This is a genomic window from Flavobacterium sp., assembly GCF_029242675.1.
Classification (GTDB): domain Bacteria; phylum Bacteroidota; class Bacteroidia; order Flavobacteriales; family Flavobacteriaceae; genus Flavobacterium.
Genome location: NZ_JAQWTM010000100.1, coordinates 1 through 5,727, shown reverse-complemented (window position 1 = coordinate 5,727; position 5,727 = coordinate 1). Strand labels below are relative to the sequence as shown.

The 5,727-nt window shown below is 33.9% G+C and carries 8 protein-coding genes; 6 read left to right on the top strand and 2 right to left on the bottom strand.

The window, feature by feature from the left end; genetic code table 11:
* Positions 1–936: branched-chain amino acid aminotransferase (locus tag P8M54_RS04140; RefSeq protein ID WP_300285519.1), on the top strand; the 936-nt coding region annotated here is incomplete at its 5' end.
* Between the two features lie 69 nt (positions 937–1,005).
* On the opposite strand, the gene P8M54_RS04135 is transcribed toward P8M54_RS04140, so the two are convergent.
* The gene (locus tag P8M54_RS04135; RefSeq protein WP_300285518.1) at positions 1,006–1,392 is read right to left on the bottom strand and encodes a nucleoside triphosphate pyrophosphohydrolase family protein; all 387 of its coding nucleotides are present in this window, start codon (positions 1,390–1,392) and stop codon (positions 1,006–1,008) included.
* An 83-nt stretch (positions 1,393–1,475) separates the two neighbouring features.
* On the opposite strand from P8M54_RS04135, the gene P8M54_RS04130 reads away from it, so the two are divergent.
* From P8M54_RS04130 to P8M54_RS04110, 5 genes are all read left to right on the top strand, one after another.
* The gene (locus P8M54_RS04130; RefSeq protein ID WP_300285516.1) at positions 1,476–1,664 is read left to right on the top strand and encodes a hypothetical protein; all 189 of its coding nucleotides are present in this window, start codon (positions 1,476–1,478) and stop codon (positions 1,662–1,664) included.
* A gap of 304 nt (positions 1,665–1,968) precedes the next feature.
* Positions 1,969–3,156, top strand: a complete 1,188-nt coding sequence (locus P8M54_RS04125; protein ID WP_300285515.1) for an SRPBCC family protein — start codon at positions 1,969–1,971, stop codon at positions 3,154–3,156.
* A 64-nt stretch (positions 3,157–3,220) separates the two neighbouring features.
* Positions 3,221–3,763 (top strand): sigma-70 family RNA polymerase sigma factor, encoded by a 543-nt coding sequence (locus P8M54_RS04120; RefSeq protein WP_300285514.1) that lies wholly within the window; start codon positions 3,221–3,223, stop codon positions 3,761–3,763.
* A 33-nt stretch (positions 3,764–3,796) separates the two neighbouring features.
* Complete coding sequence (locus tag P8M54_RS04115; RefSeq protein ID WP_300285512.1) at positions 3,797–4,228, top strand: hypothetical protein; 432 nt, start codon at positions 3,797–3,799, stop codon at positions 4,226–4,228.
* Positions 4,229–4,279: 51 nt separating this feature from the next.
* Positions 4,280–4,729: a sensor of ECF-type sigma factor gene (locus P8M54_RS04110; protein WP_300285510.1), complete on the top strand. Its 450-nt coding sequence runs from the start codon at positions 4,280–4,282 to the stop codon at positions 4,727–4,729.
* Positions 4,730–4,774: 45 nt separating this feature from the next.
* Here the strand turns inward: P8M54_RS04110 and P8M54_RS04105 are convergent.
* On the bottom strand, positions 4,775–5,727 hold a 953-nt coding region (locus P8M54_RS04105), incomplete at its 5' end, for an oxidoreductase (protein ID WP_300285509.1).

Genomic DNA, 5,727 nt, shown 5'->3' with positions numbered 1-5,727 from the left:
GAATGGCAAACGCCAGTTATCAAGCCCTATGCACCGTTACTTTTAGATCCATCGGCTCGAGTTTTTCACTATGGTCAAGCTATTTTTGAAGGAATGAAAGCATACAAAGACAAGAATGATGATGTTTGGCTTTTTAGACCTGATGAAAACTACAAACGTTTCAATAGCTCAGCTACAAGAATGGCAATGCCAGAGGTTCCAGAAGCTATTTTTATGGAAGGGTTAAACGAGGTCTTAAAAATGGACAACGATTGGATTGTCAAGGGAAAAGGAAATTCATTGTACATCCGTCCTTTTATGATTGCTACTGGAACTGGTGTAATCGCGAATCCATCAGATCAATATAAATTTATGATTCTTTTGTCTCCAGCTAAATCCTATTATTCTGGTGAAGTAAAAGTACTTATCGCTGAACATTTCAGTAGAGCTGCTAATGGCGGAATTGGAGCTGCGAAAGCTGCTGGTAATTATGCTGCGCAATTTTACCCAACCAATTTGGCGAACAAACAAGGTTTCCAGCAGGTAATATGGACTGATGATGCTACTCACACGAAGTTAGAAGAAGCAGGGACCATGAATGTTTTCTTTAGAATCAATGACACTTTACTTACAGCTCCTACAAGTGAGCGTATTTTAGATGGTATCACCCGAAAAAGCTTAATTGATATTGCTATCAACGAAGGGATTACAGTTGATGTTCGTCCGGTCTTAGTTTCTGAATTGGTAGAAGCATCTAAAAACGGAAGTTTAAAAGAAATTTTTGGAGCTGGAACCGCGGCAGTTGTAAATCCAATTGCAGGTTTTTCATATCAAGAAAAATATTACGAGTTACCAAAAGTAACGAATTCATATGCGGAACAACTGAAAGAAAAGCTTACTAATATTCAAAATAAGTTAGCTGATGATACCTACGGTTGGACTGTTCAAGTGCAATAAACAGAACAACTCATACTATAAAAGCGATTTCTGAAAACAGAAATCGCTTTTTTATTTAGTTATATCCCGTTATTCCTTGAGAATAGCAGAAAAATTGGGTTTGAAATAATTAGGACCTTTCATCACTTTTCCGTCTTCTCTGTAAATTGGACTTCCGTCTTCCCCTAGCTTGCTCATATTACTGCGCTGAATTTCGTCAAAAACTGCTTCAATTTTATCTTGCAGTCCATGTTCAATAATAGTTCCACATAGAATGTAGAGCATGTCACCCAAGGCATCGGCAATTTCGACTAGATCGTTGTTTTGGACCGCCTCGAGGTATTCTTCATTTTCCTCTTTCATTAAGTTAAAACGTAATATCTTTTTAGCATCACCTAAATTTGCGATAGGCGTTTCGCTATGACCAATTTTGAAAGCAGTATGAAATTCCTTGACTGCATTTATTTGCTTTTGCATACGTTATAATTTATTTAAATGAGCCCTTAAATTAGTAACTATTATTAAACAAATGCCTACTTTTGTATTAAAATTTTCAAACTATGTTTAGTCTAGGACAACTTATATTTGCAGGCTGTTTTTTTATTGCATTTGTTATAGCAATGGTGTACTCCTATCGCAAGGATATTACCATTCACAAACAATTTTATAAAGGGAATTATAAAATATTACTTGGATTTTTTATTTTTATTGCAATCCTGTTTGTTATCAAAATCTTTTTTAAACGATAGAGCATTTGCTCTGATTAGACGTCAATGCATAAAATGCCGATGTTAATGATTGATTTAAAATAATAGTGCATTAACTATTAAAGATATGATCCCTTTAAATCAAGTAAGATAACAGGACGCACTTTTACTTCACAAAGCGGTTTTCAGCACTTGGCTTAAGCAGATAATCGATAGAAAATTTGGAAAACTACTTTCTATTAAAACTGCGTTTTAAAAAAAATCAGTTGAATTTATAAATTTCCCTTACATTGCCAAGGATATTAATAAAATTTTTAACTTTACCGCACCTAACAATCCATTTATTATGAGAATTTTAAAGTATCTCCTACTTTTATTTTTATTAAGCTTAGTTGCACTTTCGATTTTTATTGCTACCCAAAAAGGCGAATACTTTATAGAAAGAAGTAGAATAATTAATTCTCCTTCTAACTCTGTTTACAATTACGTGAACGATTATAGAAATTGGGAAGACTTTGGATCTTGGTCAAATGATGATGCAAATATGAAATTTACCTATCCGGAAAATACCGTAGGTAAAGGCGCTTTTTACTCTTGGGAAGGAAAAGACGGTAATGGTAGCATGACTACTGTTTTTACTAAAGAAAATGATAGTATCGCACAGAAAATGACAATAGATGGAGCTACATCAGTTGTCAATTGGAAATTCAAGGATACTATAGGAGGAACAAAAGTAACTTGGAGCACTAAAGGTAAAATGGACTTTTTTTTCAAGATATACAGTGCAGTTAGCGGCGGTGTAGACAAGGTAATAGGTACGATGTACGAAAAAAGTTTGAGTAAACTGGACAAAAACTTAGTCTATGAGATTAAGACATTTTCTATAAAAAGCAACGGCCTAGTAACTAAACCACAAGTATATTATATCGCTCAGTCTTTTACAACAGAAATTGCTAAGATAAATAAGAATTTCAAAATTGTTTTACCTAAAATTACGAGCTTTTGCAACGACAATAATATAACCATTAATGGTAGCCCTTTTATAATCTACCACACTTACGACTTAAAATCAGGGCTGGCTAATATTTCTATTGCACTACCTATTCAAAGTGAAATTTTTCTTAGCGAAGGCAGTGACATTAATTCGGGTAAAATAAATACATATGAGGCAGTGCAAACAACATTGCTTGGAGACTATTCACATATAGGACAAGCTTATAGTAAGGCCACCGCTTTTTTAAACCAAAAGCAACTAAAGAAAGACCCAAAATATGCTTTTATTGCAGTATATAAAACCGGTAAATCCGAGGTTAGAAATCCATCTAAATGGAGCACGGAAATCTACATTCCTTTAATGCCAAAAGTAGTAGTCGAACCAGTTGCAGCGCCCGCACCAGTACTAGCAGCACCATCTGAAGAAATAATTACAAAACCGGTACCAGTAAAAACACCTGAGCCAGTGAAGATCATTAAAAAACTGGAACCTAAAAAAGTAGTGACTCCTAAACCTGTTGAGGAGGAATCCGAATTCTAATTATTTTTAAGGACTAATTAAACCAAATCGATAAATTCTATTCTAATATATATAAATACGCATTTTGCTAGAAGAAAAAGAATTTATACAACAGCTACTAAACCCGAAAACGCAAAATCAAGCGTTTCAAAAGCTCTTGTTGGACTATCAAAAGTCGCTCTACCATCATGTCCGTTCGATTGTGATTAGTCACGAAGATGCTGATGATGTCTTGCAAAATACTTTTATTAAGATTTTTCAAAATTTAAAAAATTTCAAAGGCGAAAGCAAGCTGTTCTCCTGGATGTATCGCATTGCAACTAATGAAGCTTTGACATTTTTAAATCAAAAAGCTAAAAAAGGGGGTATAACTTCAGAAGAAACACAACAAAAGGCAATCGATAATTTACAAGCCGATATTGATTATGACGGTAATGACATACAGCTAGCGTTGCAAAAAGCAATTGCAACCTTACCCGAAAAGCAGCAACTCGTTTTTAAAATGAAGTACTTTCAAGAATTGAAGTACGAAGAAATATCCGAAATATTGGGCACTTCAGTTGGTGCATTAAAGGCATCTTATCATCACGCAGTAAAAAAAATTGAAGCAATTGTAACACAGGATTAAACCTTTTATAAATAATAGAGTCTAAACAGTATCATGAAAGAATTTAAACTAGATAACATATCAAAAATAGAAACAGGATTTAAAGCTCCTGACGGCTATTTTGAAAATTTTGCGAAGCAATTGATGGAACAATTACCTAAAGAAGAACCCAAGGTAATTCCACTTTTTCAAAAACGCAAGGTATTGGCTTTGATTGCAGCAGCTGTAATAGCATTGCTCTTTATTGTGCCTATTTTTAATAGTCAGCCAACAATTACAAAGGAAATAGACAGCACAACTTTAGAAAACTATTTAAGTTATCAAACGAATATAAGTCAGTATGATTTGATTAATGGTTTGGATGAAGAAGATATCAACTCAATTAAGAAAAATGTAGCGATTGAGGAAAGCAGCAACTTAGAAAGTGAAACTATAGAAGATATCTTAGTAACTAATGGGAATCTCGAACACCTTTTAATTGAATAATAAAAACAAAAGACAACAGATCTAAAAATTATATATAAAATATCAAAAATTATGAATATCAAAAAAATATTTTCAATATTATGTTTACTTGCTTCCTGCAGCTTTTATGCGCAAGGAGAAAGTATGAAAGAAAAGAAAGAACAAATCAAGGCACTAAAGGTATCGTTTATAACCACTGAATTAGACCTAAGCACAAAAGAAGCTGAAAAATTTTGGCCAATTTACAACACATTTGACGATAAGCAATTTGAGATCAGACATCAAAAAATGAGAATGTACAAAAGTCGCATGAATGATGAGTCACTCAATAAAATGAGTGAAAGAGACGCAAGTATATTACTTTCCCAAATAGAAGATAGTGAAGAAGAACTTTTCAACCTTCGAAATAAATTCTCTAAAGATTTAAAAGAAGTAATCTCCGCAGTAAAAATTATTAAACTTAAAAAAGCCGAAGAGGACTTTAATAGAAAACTATTGCAGCAATATCGATCTAAAAAATAAAACAATAAAATCAGCCTAATTCCTTTTTATGAATTAGGCTTTTTTTTACTTAAAGCGAATTCTAACCATTTTATTCTTACCAGCTGCAATTGCGGTCTGCTTATTTAGAAATCGCATGGTATATAAAGAACTATCTTTTGATAGTTGTTCCCAAGTTGCTCCATTGTCATTAGAATAAAACACCCCCGATGCTCCCACGGTAACAAGTCCTTTACCTTTGCTTCCTGGAATATATTGAACACAGGAAGCATAACCAAATCCCTTATTTTCAGCCATTAATTGCCAAGTTTTACCGCCATCAACAGTACGTGCTTTATTTCCAAAATTTTGCCCCAAAACATCATAATTGCCTCCAGCAATAAAACCGTTCTTGCTGTCATAAAAAGCTCCTGTAAAAATACCAGTCATTGCTTTTCCTTGAATAATTGGACTAGTAAATACAGCCCACGATTTGCCTTTATCAGGAGAATAAAAAACTCTGGATTGTACTCCTCCTGAAAAAATCCAAGTATCGGATCCTTTGGTAACAATATTCGTATTGCTAGCTGCAAAAGCAGCTTCTCCCGCTGCTACCTTTGGTAAACTACTTGCAGGGATTTTAGTCCAACTCTTTCCTCCATCACGCGTAATGATAATAGATAATACACCATCGATAGGGTCACCTATTGCAATTCCTTCTTTGGTATTCCAAAAACTAAGACTATCATAAAACACCTTTTCATGCGCTTCTTGGTAAACAACTGATGGCTGTAGTGTTGTTTTATCTACCCTATATAGTAAAGCTGGATTACCGACATTAAGGACAAAAACGTTTTTTTTATTGTCGGCCATGCTTCTAAACTCTAGTTTCGCATCGCCTTTCTCGATTGTATGCTCTATTTTCTTTTTAGAAGCTAAATCAAAATAGCCAAAACGAGAATTAGTACCCGCGTACCAAATTTTATTGGCATCCACAACTATTGCTCTTATACTAATATTATCTTGAAATAAAGTATCAA